The 19,433-nt window shown below is 39.2% G+C and carries 16 protein-coding genes; 12 read left to right on the plus strand and 4 right to left on the minus strand.

Translation table 11 applies throughout. The features are described from left to right. Nucleotides 1-633, minus strand: a 633-nt coding sequence (locus tag K8F54_RS00900) for a lipid A biosynthesis acyltransferase (RefSeq protein WP_290785740.1), incomplete at its 3' end; no start/stop codon positions are given. Nucleotides 634-699: 66 nt separating this feature from the next. Between K8F54_RS00900 and K8F54_RS00905 the strand changes: the two genes are divergently transcribed. Together K8F54_RS00905 and K8F54_RS00910 are read left to right on the plus strand one after the other, a co-directional pair. Next, nucleotides 700-1,350, plus strand: a complete 651-nt coding sequence (locus K8F54_RS00905; protein ID WP_290785743.1) for a rhomboid family intramembrane serine protease — start codon at nt 700-702, stop codon at nt 1,348-1,350. A gap of 12 nt (nt 1,351-1,362) precedes the next feature. Beyond that, entirely contained in the window at nt 1,363-2,043 is a 681-nt protein-coding gene (locus tag K8F54_RS00910; RefSeq protein WP_290785746.1) for an SIMPL domain-containing protein, read from the plus strand. Here K8F54_RS00910 and K8F54_RS00915 read toward each other — a convergent pair whose 3' ends face one another. Continuing rightward, on the minus strand, nt 2,044-3,156 hold the full coding sequence (locus tag K8F54_RS00915; RefSeq protein ID WP_290785748.1) for a TlpA disulfide reductase family protein: 1,113 nt from the start codon (nt 3,154-3,156) through the stop codon (nt 2,044-2,046). Nucleotides 3,157-3,296: 140 nt separating this feature from the next. Here K8F54_RS00915 and K8F54_RS00920 point away from each other — a divergent pair, with 140 nt between their 5' ends. Beyond that, the gene (locus K8F54_RS00920; RefSeq protein ID WP_290785751.1) at nt 3,297-5,672 is read left to right on the plus strand and encodes a GAF domain-containing protein; all 2,376 of its coding nucleotides are present in this window, start codon (nt 3,297-3,299) and stop codon (nt 5,670-5,672) included. Here the strand turns inward: K8F54_RS00920 and K8F54_RS00925 are convergent. Then, on the minus strand, nt 5,669-6,853 hold the full coding sequence (locus K8F54_RS00925) for a Pycsar system effector family protein (RefSeq protein WP_290785754.1): 1,185 nt from the start codon (nt 6,851-6,853) through the stop codon (nt 5,669-5,671). The two genes, K8F54_RS00920 and K8F54_RS00925, sit on opposite strands and share 4 nt — an antisense overlap. 53 nt (nt 6,854-6,906) lie before the next feature. Here K8F54_RS00925 and K8F54_RS00930 point away from each other — a divergent pair, with 53 nt between their 5' ends. Then, the gene (locus tag K8F54_RS00930; RefSeq protein ID WP_290785757.1) at nt 6,907-10,602 is read left to right on the plus strand and encodes a metallophosphoesterase; all 3,696 of its coding nucleotides are present in this window, start codon (nt 6,907-6,909) and stop codon (nt 10,600-10,602) included. Here K8F54_RS00930 and K8F54_RS00935 read toward each other — a convergent pair. Further along, the gene (locus K8F54_RS00935; RefSeq protein ID WP_290785760.1) at nt 10,599-11,387 is read right to left on the minus strand and encodes a hypothetical protein; all 789 of its coding nucleotides are present in this window, start codon (nt 11,385-11,387) and stop codon (nt 10,599-10,601) included. The two genes, K8F54_RS00930 and K8F54_RS00935, sit on opposite strands and share 4 nt — an antisense overlap. A gap of 225 nt (nt 11,388-11,612) precedes the next feature. Between K8F54_RS00935 and cysQ the strand changes: the two genes are divergently transcribed. From cysQ to K8F54_RS00975, 8 genes are read left to right on the plus strand one after another with little or no spacing between them, the layout of a single operon-like run. Beyond that, nucleotides 11,613-12,461: a 3'(2'),5'-bisphosphate nucleotidase CysQ gene (cysQ, locus tag K8F54_RS00940; RefSeq protein ID WP_363298989.1), complete on the plus strand. Its 849-nt coding sequence runs from the start codon at nt 11,613-11,615 to the stop codon at nt 12,459-12,461. Beyond that, nucleotides 12,461-12,889, plus strand: coding sequence for a DUF2061 domain-containing protein (locus K8F54_RS00945; protein ID WP_290785763.1), 429 nt, complete (start codon nt 12,461-12,463; stop codon nt 12,887-12,889). The genes cysQ and K8F54_RS00945 overlap by 1 nt, the downstream gene beginning before the upstream one ends. Next, nucleotides 12,890-13,480 carry an adenylyl-sulfate kinase gene (gene cysC, locus K8F54_RS00950; RefSeq protein WP_290785765.1) on the plus strand — a complete coding sequence of 197 codons (591 nt, stop codon included), beginning with the start codon at nt 12,890-12,892 and terminating at the stop codon, nt 13,478-13,480. It abuts the gene before it with no gap. Nucleotide 13,481: 1 nt separating this feature from the next. Next, nucleotides 13,482-14,387: a sulfate adenylyltransferase subunit CysD gene (cysD, locus tag K8F54_RS00955; RefSeq protein ID WP_290785768.1), complete on the plus strand. Its 906-nt coding sequence runs from the start codon at nt 13,482-13,484 to the stop codon at nt 14,385-14,387. Between the two features lie 20 nt (nt 14,388-14,407). Further along, nucleotides 14,408-15,664: a GTP-binding protein gene (locus K8F54_RS00960; protein ID WP_290785771.1), complete on the plus strand. Its 1,257-nt coding sequence runs from the start codon at nt 14,408-14,410 to the stop codon at nt 15,662-15,664. Nucleotides 15,665-15,715: 51 nt separating this feature from the next. Beyond that, nucleotides 15,716-17,251, plus strand: coding sequence for a lipopolysaccharide biosynthesis protein (locus K8F54_RS00965; RefSeq protein ID WP_290785774.1), 1,536 nt, complete (start codon nt 15,716-15,718; stop codon nt 17,249-17,251). Then, on the plus strand, nt 17,248-18,369 hold the full coding sequence (locus tag K8F54_RS00970) for a polysaccharide pyruvyl transferase family protein (RefSeq protein WP_290785776.1): 1,122 nt from the start codon (nt 17,248-17,250) through the stop codon (nt 18,367-18,369). The genes K8F54_RS00965 and K8F54_RS00970 overlap by 4 nt, the downstream gene beginning before the upstream one ends. Nucleotide 18,370: 1 nt before the next feature. Further along, the gene (locus K8F54_RS00975; RefSeq protein ID WP_290785780.1) at nt 18,371-19,288 is read left to right on the plus strand and encodes a glycosyltransferase family 2 protein; all 918 of its coding nucleotides are present in this window, start codon (nt 18,371-18,373) and stop codon (nt 19,286-19,288) included. The last annotated feature ends 145 nt before the right edge of the window (nt 19,289-19,433 follow it).

Raw genomic sequence — 19,433 nt, forward strand, 5'->3', positions numbered from 1 at the left:
CGGTACATCGATACCCATAAACGTATCCCGCTGTTTAAAAGCGTCCTTTTTTGGGGTTTGGTCTGCGACCATCAAGGTAATAGAATGTTCCCCATTTTTGGCACTTCGAAACAAGGAGGCGACAATTTTTTTATTGGTTACAATGGTCGCTCCAAATCGCCCTCTAATTTTTTTAATAAGCGCGTCGAAGTATTTATTTCGAAGGGGTTTATAAACACCAAATCCTTTGGCTTCGGTGTGCACAGGTACAATATTACTCCATTCCCAATTTGCGTAGTGACCGCATAGCACCAAGGTACTGCGACCCTTACTGAAATAGTCATTCAACAAGTCCATATTCTCGATTTCAAAGCGTTTCCGAAGTTCTTTTTCAGAAATGGACATGCTTTTGATGGTCTCAAAGATCAGGTCACAGAGGTGTTTGTAAAATTGCCTTTCGATGAATTTCCGCTCGGCCACCGTTTTATGAGGAAAGACTAATTGCAAATTACTTTTTACGACCTTTCTTCTATACCCGATGACATAATAAGCAAATAGATAAAGCACAGAAGATTTTATATACAGCAAAGACATTGGCAAAAGGGAAGTTAGCCAAAGAATAGGGTACAACAAAATATAAAGTAACCGCTGCATAGGTAAATTTACGGCAAAACTAACTAAATTTATTGCATTACAAATAGTACTTCAAACAGATCGTATATGCTAAATATAGATATTGCCACCCTTGTGATTATTTTGGCGAACGTAGCCGTTTCAATCAAAGGGTTTAACGACTTTTCCTTTTTCGAAAAATACAAATTCAATATAGCGGGGATTCGTCGTGGGGAACAAATACGAATGGTCACCTCCGGTTTTTTACATGTGGATATTACCCACTTGCTTTTTAATATGCTTACTCTGTATTTTTTTGCCGGGGTGGTGATTGATGCCGTTGGTGTCACCAAGTTCGTACTTATTTATTTGGCAAGCTTATTGGTAGGTAATATGTTGTCCTTGTTTTTTCATAAGGAAGAATATCATTACAGTGCCGTAGGCGCTAGTGGAGCAGTAACCGGAGTGCTGTATTCGGCAATTTTGTTTTATCCCGATATGGGCTTGTATTTGTTTTTTATACCTATTCCAATACCGGCCTGGATCTTTGGAATCCTGTATTTGCTTTATTCCATTTACGGCATGAAAAGCAGGATGGGAAACATTGGTCACGATGCACACTTTGGTGGTGCCATTGCAGGATATGTACTCACCATTGCATTTGTACCAAGTCTCTTGGAGACGAGTTGGTGGATTGTAGCGGTGTTGGCCGTTCCCATTATTTTACTATTTATATTACACAAACTCGGAAAAATTTAAATTCACATTGTTATGAAATCAATATCCACTTTTTTAATCATTTTAACAAGCTGTATTATGACCGCACAACCCAGCCCGCAACCCACCGTAGATGTCACCGGAGAAGGCATTGTTTATGTAATTCCCGATGAAGTAACCATTAGCGTCCGCGTGGAGAATACCGGCAAGAATGCGAAAGAGCTCAAGCAGCAGAACGACGCCGTAGTGAGTGAGGTTTTTAAATTTATCCGATCCATGGGTATTGAAGATAAGTACGTAAGTACAGAGTACATTAGGCTAAGCAAGAACTATGAGTACAATACAAAAACCTACAATTATTCGGCAAATCAATCTATAGCTATAAAGCTTACGAAACTGGATAAATACGAAGCGCTTATGAATGGCTTATTAGAAACCGGGATTAATCGTATCGATGGCGTAGCTTTTTCTTCTTCTGAAAAGTCAAAACTAGAATCGGATGCCCGAAAGAAGGCAGTAGCCAACGCAAAAATGAAGGCCGAAGAATACGCCGGAGTTTTGGCTCAAACCATTGGAAAGGCCGTATCTATTAGCGAACATCAATCCGTTAATTACCCGCAACCCATGTATAAAAGTATGGCGGTCATGGCCGATGCATCCGGAGATCAGCAAACGATATCACCAGGAGAAATGGAAATACGCGTACAGGTAAATGTGCGTTTTATTCTAAATTAGTTATTGTCCTAGCAAAGATTCAATTTTTGCTCCTAAGGCCGGACCACGCAAATTTTTAGCAATTATAGTACCGTTTTCATCTAAAAGGAAGGTAGCTGGAATAGATCTCACGTTATACATTCTAGCAATAGGATCGTTCCAAAATTTTAAATTGGAGATGTGATACCAATCCATCTTGTCATCCTTAATGGCCTGAATCCATCTTTCTTTTTGCCCTTCTTTATCAAGGGAAACGCTGATAATATTTAGCCCTTTGTCGTGGTATTTGTTATACACATTTACAACATTTGGGTTTTCCAAACGGCAGGGTCTACACCAAGACGCCCAAAAATCGATGATAGTGTATTTTCCCATTGCTTCCGATAGTGAGAAGTTCTCACCGGTAGGAGTAGGCGCTGAAAAATCGGGTGCGGGTGAGCCCACATCAGCTTTTTTCGAATTGGCGATCATTACTTTTAGATCATCTGTAATGGGTAAGGCAGCTACTTTCGGACTCACATTCGCAAGGAAATTGGTCGCATCGGCTGCTGATATCTCTTTTCTGGTAAGCATTTCAGTAATCAACATTACAGAAAATATAGAATTGCCGTTTTCCATGGCAAATTGTATTTTATAATTGGTTTCTTCTTCCACAAGGGCCATATTTTCCCCTTGAATCTGAGTGATTAATAAATTGTCCTGTTCTTGTCTGGCTAGCTGAAAACGCTGCATATTAGCTTGCTTCTGCGTATTAAACTCACGAATCTTTTTCGAAAAGGCAGTGTATGAATCGTTTAATTTACTTCCTGAAACAAATGAGGTGCTTAGACTATCCATATAGATAGTAGCTTTTAAATCTACATTTTCCGGGAAAAAGATGATGGATGTATTAATGCTTTCCATACGTAAATAGCGAATGGAGGCATCATCGGACTTTGGGTAGGTAGCAGAAAATTTTCCGCCCATCACTTTAATTGTGTCAATCACCTTCGGCTGATTTTTATAAACTTCATACACATAAATAGGTGTGCCGTCAACATAACCGGTTGCGTCACCCTCAAGTGTATATGAATTCGTATCTTTCTGACAAGAAATTAAGGAAAGTGTAATAAAAAGGGCAAATAATCGTCTCATTTGTACAAGTTTAATTTGGACAAAAATAGCGTCTTTTTTTCCTGAAAAAAAAATACGAGACTCAAATTATTGTTAATGAACTGTAATATTTGACGACTAACCACAATATTTCTTAATTTTAAAGCTGAAACCTATCGAAAATGATTACTAAAAAAAATGATTTTCCTTTATCAATTAGAATCAGTTTTTCGAAGCTCTTCGAAAAATATGAAGCTAATCTCTCTTCCAAAAACGAGTTGGTACAACAGCGTGCCAAGCGGGTTTTAGATATTGCAAAGGCCTACCCTAAACTTTCAGAAGGTTTTTTAAACGAAAAAGAAGTATTAAAAAATCAAAGTCAGATTGACCTCGTATTAGAAGATCTTTTTTCATCGGTGCTTCAGGAAAATGAAATCAAGGTTGCATCCATTCCATACCAGTATTTTATATTTAAATCGTCTCAACGCTATAGAAACCTTACGGCAGCTGCAGGGAAGGATTTTCAATTGAAATTCACCGATTTTGACACTGATCAGGCCTATATCATGGGATGTAGCATGATCTTAAATACCTATTACGGGTACCGGGTAGATTTTAGAAGACCATTTTATTATCAGATTCCGGATGCACAAGGGATTATACGTCATTATAAAGTATTGTATAATGCCGACTTTGTCGAAATCTTAAAGACCAAAAATTCGATAGAAATCACCCAGGACGACGTAGCCGAATTGTTAGAAAACTTCAACAACATAGAAATCTGGAAGCAAAAATTTCCACCGGAAAGTTGGATTTTTAAAGGTTTTGTGATTGCTAATATGTACGATGCCACCATCGATGTTGCCCTCTCAAATTTTAAGGCAAATCTTTTAAAAGATCACACCAAGGACGAGAATTTTGTAGATGACTTTCAATCCATTCTTCACGCCATCTTTAATTTACCGGAACTAAAGGTTGGCTATACCTTATTTAATGAAGAAGATGAAGTATTAGAAGCAATTCCGCAATTGTATAATTCGCAGAGTTTTATTCTGAATGGAAAGACCAGTGTGGCCTGTGATGGTGCCCTATGTGATCGTTCCTATGAGTCTTTGTTCAATAAACATGAATTCTATTGCATTACGGATGTGAATAAATACCACGCGTTATACCCGAACAATATATTGTATAAGAATTTGTATAAGCAGAAAATTCAGAGTGCTATTATTGCTTCGATCGTCGCTGAAGGTAAGGTCTTGGGTATTTTAGAGATAGTATCTCCTCATGCAAACGAATTGAACACCATTAATGCCAATAAATTACTGGATATCATGCCCTATTTGGTCGATTCGGTAAAACGGTCGAAAGAGCAGGAAGAGAATGAAATTGAACTGCTAATACAAAGTGAATGTACTTCCATTCATCCTAGTGTTCATTGGAAATTCAAGAAAGAGGCAGAGCGGGTAATTCGCGAACAACTTCAAGGAAACCAAGTGGCCTTTCGCGAGATCGTTTTTGAGAATGTATACCCGTTATATGGGCAAATTGATATAAAAGGGTCTTCAGAAGCCAGAAACCTTGCCACTCAGAAAGATCTAATCCTACAGCTAAAACACGTGCAGAAAATAATTAGAAAGATCTATAAGATTGATACCCTGCCTATTTATGAGCAAATCGATTTTAATATAAAAAATTATTTAAACGATGTGGACGACCATTTGAATGTAGATAGCGAACGTCTGGTATTAAATTTCTTGCAAAAGGAAATTGTTCCACTGTACGAACATTTAAAGTCTAAAAGCCCGGCACTAGAGTCCCTGATTAATGAATATTATGAAATTATAGATGACGATAAGGGATTTATTTACAAGCACAGGAAAGATTACGATGATTCGGTGATGCTCATCAATAAAAAAATGGCAACCATCTTAGACCAAAAACAAGTGGAAGCCCAGTTAATGTATCCCCATTATTTCGAGCGTTTTAAAACAGATGGGGTAGAGCATAATCTATACATTGGGGAATCGATAACCAAAAAGAATAACTTCAATAAAATCTACTTATACAATTTGCGATTGTGGCAATTGCAGGCCATGTGTGAAATGGAAAACAGTTTTTATAGGCTGAAAGAACAGTTGCCTATTCCATTGAATGTTTCTTCCATGATATTGGCTTTTCACGCGTCCTTATCGTTGCGTTTTAGAATGGACGAAAAGCGATTTGATGTAGACGGCACCTATAATGCCCGTTACGAAGTCGTGAAAAAACGTGTTGATAAAGCACGTGTTAAGGGATCTACCGATCGTATTACACAGCCGGGTAAGATCACTATAATTTATTCCCAAAAGGAAGATGAAAAAGAGTATTTAAAGTATATACGATTCCTTCAGGCAAAAAAACAATTGGTGGATGATATTGAAATTGTAAAAGTGGAAGATCTCCAAGGAGTTACCGGACTTAAAGCCATTCGTGTTAGTGTCTTGTACTCGAAAGAACAAGCAGGTAATGAAAAGGAGTATTATACCTATGAGGATCTAATGAAAGAATTGGATACTTAAAATCCCTTATACTGAAATGCGATTGCAAAAGCAATAACCGATACTATGATCCCAATCATGAAAATAGTATAGGTCAACCGCAATATTTTATATTTTTTCTGCAATACCAATCCTAAAAAATACAAATCTTTGGTCATAGACGAATAGATGTATTCCTTGTCATTGAGCATCTCGTTCATGGCCCATTCAAATTCGGTTAGCGTCATTTTGTGAAAATTACCAAAGAAGAGTAGATTTACTTTCTTATTGTCAACATCCTCCTTCGTAAATTTTCCTATGGTCACATTGGGTCGGGTCGCTAAAACCGACATAACAATTGCCGTAACTGTAAAAACCAAAAATATAACCGTTGGGTAGATAAGATAATTATTGCTAGGGTTGTCCAGCTTTGGAATGAGGTTTGAAAGGGCTATGGATATAATAATAGCATTTACCGAAAGCAATATATTGGCCTTAGTATCGGCTATATCGCTAAGTTTGATATGATTTTTTAAGGTAACTCTAAAAACACTTTGAATCGCCTTTTCGGGATCTGTACTTTTTTGAAGCTGCTTCAATTCTTTTTTCTCTAACTTTTCCTCTTTTACTAACTTCTTCTTCGCATTTCGAATGGCTTCTAAGTTTTTTTCCTTTTCGGGGTTCCAATACGCAATGGCATAATCGGTAAAATACACATGCTTATTTTCCAGCATATCGATGTTGACGGCCATCCACTCCAGTTTGCTGTAGTCAGCAATTCCTTGTAATTGTAACTCTAACCGTAATAATTCACTGGCCTCCAGAAAATATTCCTTCGCAAAATGCGAACTATCGGCATCTCGAATAATTTTCTCTAATTCGGTGACAGGTTCCTTATCAAGATTTGTAGCCAAGATACATTGTTCGACCTTTGCTATTAATGCCTCACTGGCCTTTTTTTCCTTCAGAAAATCCGTAGCCATTTTTGCGCTCACCACCTCGTGATCCTTCGGGCCATTTATATGTCCAATATCGTGGAGTAAGGCCGCAATTTGCAGGATTTCAGCCTCTTCAGAAGTAAGAGTGCTCTTATTTATTATTTCTTTTGTACTTTTAAAGACTCTCTTAGTGTGCGTTAAATTATGATATAGACAATTGCTTGGAAGATTTGCAGCAAATATAGTAGAGACATAATCAAAAGTTTCAGTAACTAATTGTGACATAGAAATACAATTTTATAGCAAATTACTAAAAATATAAACCTCGCAAACGTCATATGAAAATAAATTACGCGCCGCTCATTGCCTTATCACTTCTTTTTACACTAAGCTGTGCCAGTTATAAGGCCAAATATTCAGATGACAGCAATAATAATTTAGAAAATCCTTCAGAAAAAGAAATAGAAAAAAGGTTCTATCTCATTGGTGATGCAGGCGACGCCGACGCTACCAATGGATCTAATGCTCTTAACGCGTTTAAAGCGTTTATACAGGACAATAATACCAAAAACGATATCGTATTATTTTTAGGAGATAATATCTATCCGGCAGGCATGTCTTCAAAAAATGAAACAGCAGGGCAGGCGAAGATAGATGCTCAAATTAATGCTGTTAAAGATTTCAAAGGACGAACCATTTTTATTCCCGGCAATCATGATTGGTATGCCGATGGGCTAACAGGTTTAAAAAATCAAGCAAACTATGTTGAAACTGCCTTATCCGATTCGAAATCGTTCCAGCCCAGTAAAGGTTGCCCCATTGAGAAGATCGATGTGACGGACAATATAGTGCTCTTGGTCATAGATACACAATGGTATCTTACCGATTGGGATAACAACCCTACAATCAATGACAATTGTAATATAAAATCGAGAAAGGAATTTTTTATTGAAGTTGAAGGCGAACTCAAAAAGAACAACGAAAAGACAATTCTTGTGGCCATGCATCACCCGGCTTATACCAATGGGGTTCATGGAGGCTATTTTAACTTAGGGAAACATATCTTTCCCTTTGAAGCCAAGATTCCGCTACCGGTACTTGGGAGCTTGGCAGCTCAAATTAGAACGCAGGGAGGTGTTTCTCCTCAAGACCGATATAATGTGCGCTATAATGAATTGATGACGCGCCTTATCACTATGGCCAAAGGCAATGACCGACTCATCTTTGCTTCCGGACACGAGCATACATTACAATATATTGATCAAGACGGCGTGAAGCAAATTGTTTCCGGAGCTGGGTCAAAATCAAACCCCGTTGCTTTGGGAAAAGAAGGGAAATTTGCTTACGGAAAGCAAGGATTTGCAGTCTTGAATGTTTTTACGGATGGATCTTCAGAAGTGAATTTTTATGGTGCCGAGAATGACAAAGCGAACCTACTGTATGCGACCACGGTTCATGATCCTTTGGAAGCCTACAAAGGTCCTGAATTTCCTGCCGAGTTTGAAGCCACCAAATCGGCATCTATTTACGATAAGGAGCATACGCAAAAAAAGAAAAGCTATAATTGGTTTTGGGGAAAACACTACCGCTACTTATACGGAATGGATGTGAAGGTGCCGGTTGCCACCCTGGATACGCTAATGGGTGGCCTTAGTATTGAACGAAAGGGGGGAGGACATCAAACCCGTTCGTTGCGCTTAATTGATAAAAACGGTAAGAATTTTGCATTGAGAGGCGTAAAGAAAAGCGCCATACAGTATCTCCAAAGTGTTGTTTTTACTACAAATTATTTAGATGATACGTTTGATGATACGGCTACTGAAAATTTAATTCTGGATTTTTACACGGCCAGTCATCCCTATGCCACCTTTGTGGTTTCTGAATTATCAGGAGCCATTGGCGTATATCATACCAATCCACAATTGATATATGTCCCAAAGCATAAAGCCTTGGGGAAGTACAATGAAGAATTTGGAGACGAATTGTATATCATTGAGGAACGTCCCGATGACGGATTTACAGACGTAGCATCCTTTGGAAACCCCGATGCCATAGAAAGCACGAGCGACGTGCTAAAAAACCTGCGAAAAGATGAAAAATACCAAATTGATAAGTCGGCATATATTAAAGCACGGCTTTTTGATATGCTTTTAGGCGATTGGGATAGACATCAAGATCAATGGCGATGGTCTCGTTTTAATATAAGCGATGATAGGATCGAATACCGACCCATCCCTCGCGATCGGGATCAGGCTTTTTCTAATTATGACGGGGCATTTTTAGATTTTATGAAACTCACAACCCCCTCCACCAAACAGTTGCAGGAATACTCCGGCGAATTGAAAGACATTCGGTGGATCAATGAGGCAGGAATTAAAATGGATCGCAACTTTACCCAAGATGTGGCTAAGGAACTGTGGTTAGAGCAGGCGGCGTTTATTGAACAAAATTTAACAGATGCAGCTATTGATAGTGCGTTCGAGTTATTTCCAGAGGAAGTAAAGGACGATGTGGCACTAAGCATAAGAGAGAAGTTAAAAGTCCGCCGTGGTAATTTGGTAGATATAGCCTCGCGCTACTACGACTATCTTACAAAATTGGTGGTCATGACCGGAACCGACAAGGATGATCAATTTAAGATCACAAGAGCACCCGGAATGACTAAAATTTCTATTTCTCGAATTATAGATGGGGTGGCTCAACAACCATACAGGGAGCGTATTATCAAGTCGGAAGAAACTCGTGAAATTTGGATTTACGGATTGGATGACGACGATCAATTCATCGTGGATGGCGAGGGGAGTGACCTTATTCGAATTAGAATCATTGGCGGGCAGAATAACGATGTGTATACCATTGAAAACGGTAGAAAAATTAGGGTCTACGACCATTTAAACAAGCCAAATACCATTGTCAAACGAGGCGGTGCGACCTTTAGATTTAGAGATATTTACAGTAATAATATATATGACTTCGATAAATACATCAAGAGGGTAAATACAGTGTTTCCATCGGTTGCGTCAAATGCAGACGACGGTTATATGGTGGGCTTAAAAGATACATTTATTGTAAGGGGCTTCAAGGATGCTCCCTTTCACCAAAAACATGTTTTCGGGGCTCAGTATTTTGTCAGTACACAAGGATTCAATGTTTCATACCTCGGAGAGATAGCCAATACATTTGGGAGGTGGAATTTGGTAGTTGGAGGTCGTTTCGCCAGTGAGAATTTCACGCAGAATTTCTTTGGCTTCGGAAATGAAACCGTTAATCTCGATGATGCAGTAGATCTTAATTACAACCGTGTGAGATCGGGTATTTTAAAAGGAACGCTAGGTGTAGTAAAGAATGGACATTTCGGTAGTAAATTAGCGATAACAGCCAGTGTCGAACAAATCGAGATTGAGCCTACTCCCGGAAGGTTTATTACCACTTTGTTTCAGAATATGCCCGAATCGTTTGAAAGTAAAACATTTGGGATCGCAGATGTAAATTATAGTTTTTCGGGTTATGACAATCCGGTGTTCCCAACCCGGGGAATGTTCTTTAATGTAAATGCAGGTGCCTCCGGAAATCTAGAAGATACCGACAGGATCTTTGGCTATGTAAAACCATCGGTTGAATTTTATAATGCACTCATTCGCAGTCGGAAGTTAGTTTTAAAGACGATGGCACAGGGGCAGTTTAACATAGGCGATGATTTCGAATTTTATCAAGCTGCTGTCTTAGGTGCCGACACCGGCTTACGCGGATTTAGAGAGCAGCGCTTTAGCGGTAACAGTGCCCTTGCCTTCGGTGCCGATTTACGACTGAGTCTACTGAAATTTAAAACAGGACTGGTTCCTTTTGAATTAGGCATTTTTGGAGGCTATGATTACGGAAGGGTATGGGTTGATAATGAAGATTCTAATACCTGGCATGATAGCATAGGAGGTGGATTATTGGTCAATGCCGTAGATACACTTTCGGGAAATCTCAGCGTATTTAACAGTGATGACGGATTGCGAATCGCTTTCGGATTTGGTGTAAGCCTTTAGTTGTTTATAGGAAGCTCAAATATATTTCCGCCGGAGAATTTATTTTGCTCATCGGCTATGTACAGCGTCTTGCTATTTTTAAAGGTGATGCTTTCTTTTTTAGACGTATGCTGTAATTCAATGGTTTCAATAGTTCCTTCAAATATGGCATCTTCGGTATAACTACTTAACAGCCACACCTTATTTGCACTTAAGAGGGCAATATTCCCGGTAGAATGATCCAGACTTGCACCGGTAATTTGACAGATATGCTCATTATCACAGGTCTTATAACTGGCAATGAGCTGGGCTTCAAACCGACCTTCCTTAGCGGGGAGTTTATATAATTTTGTTGTCCCGTCAAAGTCACTACTTCTGTTTTTGGTAAATAAATAGAAAAATCCGTTCATGGAAATAAAGGCCTCTACATCGAAGTTTCGGTTTTTCTTTCGGGGTGGGAAATGATTCTGATCGCTGAGGTAAAAACTTGTGATAATTGCATTGGTTGAATCTTCTTTTATAGCCGAAAGATTCGTCACGGTATAAATGGCCAGATCTTTTCTGTTATTTCCATTATTGCCAAAATCCCCGATAAACAAATTTCCGTTGTTGTCTGAAGCAAGGTCTTCCCAATCTGTATTGGAAACGTTGGAAATAGCAATGGTCTTGGCAATCTTTTTTTGAGCGAGGTCATACCCGTAAATTTTGGCCGAATTCCCCGAATCGTTGACCATCCAAATAAGATCTGATCCAACCACTACCTCCATTCCGCTCACCTCTTCTAGGGTATCAGGAAGCAAAGCCACGAATTGTAAGTTTCCAAAATCTTGGCAACTCGCGCCAAACAATAAGATAAAAAGTAAACTAAAAAAATTCTTCATAAAAATACCCGCCGAAAGACAGGTCTCGCATTTACACAAATTTACAAGCATTGTCGGGGATTCCCAATAAATACAGGTTTTTAATGTTTCTTTAACGTATAATAACACCCTTACAGATTAATTATATTTTAAATTTTTCCCGAATCGATTATGCCCATAATGATTCCTTCAAATATTGTACCTTTGGAACTTCAGATTGCTCCCAGATACATGAAAGAAAATATTACAATTGCTATTCAGGCTGCCTTGGAGGCGGGTAAAGAAATTTTAAGGGTGTACGAAACCGACTTTTCGGTTGAAATAAAAGGAGATGCCTCTCCGCTCACCATAGCCGATAAAAATGCCAATGGGATCATTGTCTCTTATCTTAAGAAAACAACCATACCAATTATAAGTGAAGAAAACAAAACCATCGATTTTTCCGAACGGAAACAATGGAAGCGCTGTTGGATTGTCGATCCCTTGGATGGCACCAAGGAATTTGTAAAACGAAATGGCGAATTTACCGTAAACATCGCCTTGGTCGAATTGGGGAATCCCATACTAGGTGTTATTTATGTTCCTGTCTCCAAAACACTTTACTTCACGAATCAGGATGCTTCGAAATCGTATAAAATAAGCTTAAAATCTGAAGATACTTCTGCAGGCGAAATATTTAAAAATGCTTCGAAAATAGCCCCTTCAGAGCGAATAGCGCCCATTAAAATCGTGGGTAGCCGGTCGCATCTAAATGAAGAAACGGCTAGCTTTATTTCAGAAATAGAAAAAGAAAACGAGGTAGAGATTGTTTCGAAAGGAAGTTCTCTAAAATTTTGTCTCGTGGCTGAAGGAGCAGCCCACATATATCCTCGATATGCTCCTACCATGGAGTGGGATACAGCAGCAGGACAAGCGATTTGTCAAGCCGTGGGTGTAAGCGTGACCGATATAACAACACAAAAATCATTACAGTACAATAAAGAGAATCTGTTGAACAATCACTTTTTAGTAAAAAGATAGTGAAGGACGTCTCATATAAAAGGCATTTAGCCAAGACCATTACATGGCGCATTGTAGGTACCGCTGACACCATTCTCCTGTCCTGGCTTATCACAGGGGATCCTATGGTGGGTTTACAGATTGGTTTTGTAGAGGTTGTTACCAAGATGCTTTTGTATTTTTTGCATGAGCGAATGTGGTTCAAAATTAATTTGTCCAAAAATGGAATCCTCCGTGAAAGTAAGAAGAGACACTTGGCAAAGACTTTTACATGGCGCGGTTTAGGAACCTTGGATACCATGATTATTTCATGGATTATTACAGGAAACCCCTTCACCGGACTTAAAATTGGACTAGCAGAACTTATTACTAAGATGATTTTGTATTATATTCACGAAAGAGTTTGGTACAGAAGAGATTACGGACTCAAAAAGCGACATACCGATTAGATGAAACATATAATTCAGCATAACTTTAATGTCACCAGGGCACAGCGCAATGCCCATAAAGGGCACTGTAGTTTTTTAGTCTGGTTTACGGGACTATCGGGTTCGGGAAAATCTACCATTGCAGATGCCTTAGAACAGGCCTTGTTCGAAATGGGAATACACACCTACGTCTTGGATGGAGATAATGTGAGGACAGGTTTGAACAACAATCTTTCTTTTTCTGCTGAAGATCGTTCCGAGAATATTCGGCGTATCGCCGAAGTATCTAAACTTATGATCGATGCTGGAATTGTGGTAATCGCTTCCTTTGTATCTCCTTATGAAGCCGATAGGAATAATGTGCGAAAAACAGTTGGAGCTGCTAATTGGATAGAGGTTTTTGTGAATACACCCATTGCTGAATGTGAAAAACGCGATGTAAAAGGATTATACGCAAAGGCAAGGGCAGGGGAGATAAAGAATTTTACGGGTGTGAGTGCACCTTATGAGGAACCTAAAAATCCTGATATCGAGATTGACACTACAAAAACTTCTGTTACCGAAGCAGTAGCTGTAATCATTAATAAGATTGAACACAAACTAAAGTTATAAGATGAGTAAGTACTACTTAAATTATTTGGATGAACTAGAATCGGAGGCCATCTATATTCTTCGGGAGGTATGGGCACAATTTCAAAACCCGGTAATTTTATTCTCCGGCGGAAAGGATTCCATTGTCGTAACCCATTTGGCCAAGAAAGCTTTTTTTCCATCAAAAATTCCCTTTCCGCTGATGCATGTGGACACAGGTCATAATTTTCTGGAAACTATTCAATTTAGGGATGATCTCATAACCGAATTAGGCCTACAGTTGATTGTGGGTTCTGTTCAAGATTCTATTGATCAAGGCAGAGTAGCCGAAGAACGAGGAAAAAATGCTACGCGTAATGCATTACAAATTACCACTCTCTTGGATGCTATCGAACGTCATAAAGTGGATTGTGCTATTGGCGGTGGTAGAAGAGACGAGGAGAAAGCACGGGCTAAAGAACGATTTTTTTCACATCGGGACGACTTTGGACAGTGGGATCCAAAAAATCAGCGCCCCGAATTGTGGAATATTTTAAACGGAAAGCATTTTGAAGGAGAGCATTTTAGGGCCTTCCCAATTAGTAATTGGACCGAAATGGACGTTTGGAACTATATCCTTAGGGAAAATATTAGTATTCCATCTTTGTACTTTGCACACCAACGGAAAGTTGTATGGAGAAGTAATTCCTGGATTCCCATTTCCGATCATTTATTGTTGGAAGACGGTGAAGAAGTCTTTGAAAAAAAGATACGTTTTAGAACCTTGGGAGATATCACAATTACGGGCGGTATTGAAAGTGACGCAGATAGTTTAGAAAAAATAGTTCAGGAAGTTTCTGCCATGAAACAAACGGAACGAGGCAATCGAAGTGATGATAAAAGAAGTGAATCGGCCATGGAAGACCGTAAACGTCAAGGTTATTTTTAACAGTTCAGAAAGTTTGTATCATGCATATAGATAACAATCAATTATTACGATTTACAACCGCAGGAAGTGTGGATGATGGTAAAAGTACGCTCATAGGACGTTTGTTATATGACAGTAAAGCGATATTTGAAGATCAATTGGCCGCAGTTGAGAATACCAGTAAGAAAAAAGGACATGAGGGTGTCGATCTGGCACTGTTTACAGATGGTCTTCGGGATGAACGAGAGCAGGGGATTACAATAGATGTGGCCTATCGGTATTTCACCACGCCGAAGCGAAAATTCATTATCGCCGATACGCCCGGTCATATTCAATACACGCGAAACATGGTAACGGGAGCTTCCACCGCAAATGCTGCACTTATATTGATAGATGCTCGCCATGGTGTGATTGAACAAACAAAGCGACATGCCTTTATTGCTTCCTTATTGCAAATTCCACATATCATCGTATGCGTTAACAAGATGGATTTGGTGGATTATTCGGAAGCGGTCTATGAGAAAATTATTAATCAGTTTGAAGAATTTTCATCAAAGTTATACGTAAAGGATATTCAATTCTTGCCCATAAGCGCTCTGGATGGTGATAATGTGGTAAATAGATCAAAGAATATGGATTGGTATCAAGGTGCCCCCTTATTACATACCCTGGAGCATATGCACATTAGTAGTGATCTCAACAAGATTGATGCGCGTTTTCCGGTGCAAACCGTATTACGCCCACAGCGGGAAGGCTATATTGATTATCGCGGTTATGCCGGTCGAGTGGCTAGCGGTATTTTCAGACCGGGTGATGATGTGGTGATATTGCCTTCAGGATTCCCTTCAAAAATAAAATCCATTGATACCCATGATGGCCCTCTAGAAGAAATTTTTGCTCCAATGTCTGCTTCGATAACCTTGGAAGATGATATTGATATAAGCAGGGGGGATATGATTGTTAAGGCCAATAACAAACCTACAGCGGTCCAAGAATTTGATGCCATGCTTTGCTGGTTGAACAACGCGGCAGCGCGTTCGCGTGCAAAATATACAATCCTACATACCTCGAACGAACAAAAAGCAATGATCAAGGAGGTATTATACAAGATCGATATCAATACCTATTCCAGAGAGGAAGAGGATAAGGAATTAAAGATGAACGATATCGCTCGGATAAAAATTCGTACCACCCGTCCGTTAATGATTGACGAATACCGTGATAATAGAATTACAGGAAGTTTTGTACTTATTGATGATGCCACCCATGAGACCGTTGCTGCCGGGATGATATTGTAGCTGCAATATAGTAAATAGGTATTTTGTAACGGCATAACTTTAAATCCATTCATGTCTAGATCGAAGGACAACATCAGAATAGCAAAAAACACCTTGCTGCTTTATTTCAGGATGTTGTTTTTGATGTTTGTAACCCTGTATACGTCACGTATCATTCTGAAAGCTCTGGGCGTTGAAGACTTTGGAATTTTCAGTGTAGTAGGAGGCATTGTTACCGTACTGGCGTTTTTTAATGCGGCTATGTCGGGAGCAACACAACGATTTTTCTCTTTTGAATTAGGGAAAGGCGATTTGAAACAATTAGGCAAGGTATTTAGTGCTGCCCTTTCAATTCATATAGCAATCGCACTGTTGGTTTTAATTTTGTCTGAAACGGTTGGGTTATGGTTTTTCTACAATTATCTGAATATTCCACCTGATAGGTTAGATGCCGGCTTTTGGGTCTATCAATTTTCAATTGCCACGTTTGTAGTAAAAATTGTCCAAGTTCCTTATAATGCCAGTATTATCGCCCATGAACGCATGGGGGTTTATGCCTATGTGAGTATCGCCGAAGCAATGCTTACCTTGCTCTTGGCCTTTACACTAACCTGGGTTGAATACGACAAACTGATGCTGTATGCAATGTTACTCTTTCTGCTGACTCTTATTATTGCAAGTATATACAAGATTTACTGTACACGTAAGTTTGCGACTTGTCGTTACCAATTTACATGGGACAGACCGCTATACGAAGAAATAGTGCGCTATTCGGGATGGAACTTATTTGGCAACCTTTCGTTTGTAGCAAAAGGACAGGGCGTGAATATTCTTTTAAATATCTTTTTCGGACCGGCCATTAATGCCGCAAGAGCCATTGCCTATCAATTGCAAACAGCTGTGCAAGCGTTTGTCGCAAATTTTCAAATGGCGGTCAATCCGCAGATCATCAAATTATATGCTTCGGAACAAAAAGAGGCTATGCAGCACCTAGTCTTTAAAAGCGCCCGACTTTCCTATTTTTTGCTCTTTTTTCTTTCGCTCCCCATTTTATTAGAAACCGAATTTATACTCCATTTGTGGCTTACTGTTGTTCCGGAGTACTCGGTTATATTTACTATTTTGATCATCATCAATGCATTGGTAGATAGTTTTTCGGGACCTTTGATGACTTCCGTACAGGCGACCGGAAGAATAAAGTGGTATCAGATTGTGGTGGGAGGGATGTTGTTGCTCAATCTGCCTGTCTCCTACGTTTTTTTAAAACTTGGCTACTCGCCCGAAATTACAGTTTATATTGGAATCACCCTTTCACTTTTCGCATTAGTATTACGACTTTGGTTTTTACAGGCTATGATTGGAATTTCGATAGGCCGTTTTTTTAGAGAGGTAATGGGGAAAGCGCTGATAGTTAGTTTTATTTCGGGAATACTGCCTTGGTTTCTTTCAACTACCTTAGACGCCGGCTTAATTAGATTTTTAGTTGTGGGGGTAGCTTCCGCTATGATGGTGGGAGGAGCCATATTTGCGATAGGATTGACACAAAATGAAAGGACCTTTATTCAACAACAATTAACCCGAATATTTGCTAAAACCAATACAGAGTGAATCGGAAAAGGAAAATAGGCTTGTTTACGATGCCGCTTGGCACGAACTACGGGGGAATCCTACAACTAGTTGCCTTACAATATTTTCTGAACCAGCAAGGTTATGAAACGATCCTTATCAATAGGAGGTATCCTAGTTCGATGGTGAAACGCATGGCGAAAAAAATAGTTGAGACAAATGGAATATTCGATCTAAAGGAAATTGCGTTCAAAAAGAAAATTTCCATCGAATTAGATCGATTTAAGGCAAAATATATCCCTTCGAGCACACGACCCTTGTATACCGAAGCAGCCTTGATAAAAGATACTAAAAAACAACAGTTCGATACTGTTATAGTGGGTAGTGATCAGGTTTGGCGCATTGGGTATATGCAAGGAATTTGGCAGCATGCCTTTTTAAATTTTATCTCAAAGCCCGAAACAAAGAAGATTGCATATGCAGCCTCTTTTGGGAATGAAACCTGGGATTATCCTAAACTAAGTCCGAAAATTTCTGAGCTCTTGCTTAAGTTCGATGCTGTGTCGGTACGAGAGGACAGTGGGATCGCCATTTGCAAGGAACACTTCGGGTGTGCTGACGTACAACATACTATAGACCCAACACTTTTAGTAGATGACGGATTTTATAGGCAATTTCTTAAAGAGCGAGCTGATTTACATCCTACAGGCATTTTCGCTTTTTTCTTGGATCAGGACAGTCAAAAGCGAGACATATTCGAACAGCTCGAAAAAGCGCTTCGGATAAAGGGCACTATTTTTCCAATTGGGAAGAAAATTTCAGAATACAAACGTTTAAGAGGCTATAAAAAACCTCGGGTTGAAGAATGGTTATATGGATTTGCGACAGCCGATTTTGTAATTACCGATTCGTACCACGGTATGCTGCTTTCCCTTGTTTTTGAAAGGCCATTTTTAGCTATCGCGAATAAGAAACGGGGCCTTGCTCGTTTTACTTCTGTATTAAAAAAACTGGGATTGGAGAATAGACTTATGCATGAAAAGGGACAATTACCGTTGGAAATACTATCGAAACCAATAAATTACGAAGAAGTACGTACCAAATTAGAAATTTGGCGAAAAGAATCTGAATTGTTTTTAATAAATGCGCTAGAAAAATAAAATGATTTCTGTTGTAATTCCATTGTATAATAAAGAAGGGTTTATAGCCGATACGATACGGTCTGTTTTACATCAAACATTTGATCGCTTCGAAATCATTGTAGTGGATGATGGAAGTTTGGATGCTTCGGCAGAAGTAGTTAGTCAGTTTGATGATCCACGTATAAGAGTAGTTCCCATTGCACATTCCGGAGTTTCGGTAGCGCGCAATACAGGTATGGAACAAGCCACCTACAATTGGATTGCCTTTCTGGACGCAGACGATTGGTGGGCACCCACTTTTTTGGAAGAAATGGTTAAATCCATTGATGCGTATCCCTTGCAAAAGATATTCGCAACAGGACGGACAAGGGTTTTTTCTGATACCTCCGAGCGATATAAGCATCGGTATCTTCCAATGGCTGGTAAGACCGGAATAGTGAATTACTTTAAAATAATTAGCAAGTATTTACCTCCTATAAACGCATCGAATGTTGTTGTGGAGAAATCCTTGTTTTATGAAATTGGAAAGTTCAGGAAGGATCAGACGCATTATGAAGACCACGATCTTTGGCTTCGGCTTTGTGTTAAACAACCTGTTGTTTTTGTAAACAAATCACTTTCTTTTTACCGAAAGACCGAAGAAGACTCAGCTTCAGGAGGAGTGTATACAGCCTCCGATTTTTGCACCTATTTAAGTACTATGGTCGAAGTGAATGATTCACTTTCGGAAGAAAATAAACGCTATTTTCGAAAGTACACGAATCGCTTTGTGTTTCTAACTTTTTTGAAGTACAATTGGGAGTATACCTTCTCAGAAAGAAGCAAAGTATACGCTCTGGCGCGGCAATTACTCACGTTTAGACGACGTCTAGCACTGAGTTTTTTTAATGCCTTGCCTTTTAATTTGTATTCAATCCTAAAACGTGGCAAACGATAATGGAAACAAAAAAAGCTAATCTTTTTATTGTGGGCGCTATGCGGGCGGGAACGACTTCATTCGTGGAGTTGCTCTCTAAACATCCGCAGATTTACGTTTCCCCCATAAAGGAACCTAATTACTTTGTAGACAGGTTGCCTCTTAC

The organism is Altibacter sp., assembly GCF_019913785.1.
Taxonomy (GTDB): domain Bacteria; phylum Bacteroidota; class Bacteroidia; order Flavobacteriales; family Flavobacteriaceae; genus Altibacter.

Coding starts and splice junctions, on each gene's coding strand:
- K8F54_RS00930 (WP_290785757.1), top strand. CDS start 6,907: ATGAAAATAAATTACGCGCCGCTCATTGCCTTATCACTTCTTTTTACA.
- K8F54_RS00920 (WP_290785751.1), top strand. CDS start 3,297: ATGATTACTAAAAAAAATGATTTTCCTTTATCAATTAGAATCAGTTTT.
- K8F54_RS00965 (WP_290785774.1), top strand. CDS start 15,716: ATGTCTAGATCGAAGGACAACATCAGAATAGCAAAAAACACCTTGCTG.
- cysQ (WP_363298989.1), top strand. CDS start 11,613: ATGCCCATAATGATTCCTTCAAATATTGTACCTTTGGAACTTCAGATT.
- K8F54_RS00910 (WP_290785746.1), top strand. CDS start 1,363: ATGAAATCAATATCCACTTTTTTAATCATTTTAACAAGCTGTATTATG.
- K8F54_RS00960 (WP_290785771.1), top strand. CDS start 14,408: ATGCATATAGATAACAATCAATTATTACGATTTACAACCGCAGGAAGT.
- cysD (WP_290785768.1), top strand. CDS start 13,482: ATGAGTAAGTACTACTTAAATTATTTGGATGAACTAGAATCGGAGGCC.
- K8F54_RS00915 (WP_290785748.1), bottom strand. CDS start 3,156: ATGAGACGATTATTTGCCCTTTTTATTACACTTTCCTTAATTTCTTGT.
- cysC (WP_290785765.1), top strand. CDS start 12,890: ATGAAACATATAATTCAGCATAACTTTAATGTCACCAGGGCACAGCGC.
- K8F54_RS00905 (WP_290785743.1), top strand. CDS start 700: ATGCTAAATATAGATATTGCCACCCTTGTGATTATTTTGGCGAACGTA.
- K8F54_RS00975 (WP_290785780.1), top strand. CDS start 18,371: ATGATTTCTGTTGTAATTCCATTGTATAATAAAGAAGGGTTTATAGCC.
- K8F54_RS00925 (WP_290785754.1), bottom strand. CDS start 6,853: ATGTCACAATTAGTTACTGAAACTTTTGATTATGTCTCTACTATATTT.